Here is a 454-nt window from a genome sequence, read left to right as displayed (position 1 = left end):
GTGCCCCAGCATCGCCTGGATATGGCGGATATCCGCCCCGTTATCCAGCATCTGTGTGGCCATCGAGTGCCGGAACAGGTGGCAGGCGCCCGGCTTGTCAAGCTGCGCCTGATGGCGGATGGCCTTGCCTGCGATTTGCGTCAGGTGCCCCGGACTGAGCGGCCTGCCTTTTTGTGAGATAAACAGATAACCGCTGTCATGACTTTGGGCTAACTGTGGCCGGACCTGCACCAGATAACGTTTCAGCCAGCTTAACGCTCGTTCACCGATGGGCACCACCCGGTCTTTATTGCCTTTGCCCTGATTGATGACCACCGCCCCGCGTTCGAAGTCAATATCGCCCCGCCGGAGCTGACGCAGCTCCATACGCCGGATGCCACTGCTCCAGAGCACTTCCAGCATCACCCGGTTGCGCAGCCCCAGCACACTGGGGTCGTCAAGGCTGTCCAGCACC

The 454-nt window shown here is 61.0% G+C and carries 1 protein-coding gene; it reads right to left on the bottom strand.

Annotation, left to right across the window (positions count from 1 at the left end; genetic code table 11):
* The coding region (locus Xbud_RS19365) for a tyrosine-type recombinase/integrase (protein WP_145956697.1) at nucleotides 1-454 on the bottom strand (454 nt) is incomplete at both ends.

This window comes from Xenorhabdus budapestensis, assembly GCF_002632465.1.
Lineage (GTDB): Bacteria > Pseudomonadota > Gammaproteobacteria > Enterobacterales > Enterobacteriaceae > Xenorhabdus > Xenorhabdus budapestensis.
Note: the sequence above shows the minus strand (reverse complement) of the source record. Positions and strands in the feature narration are given on the sequence as shown.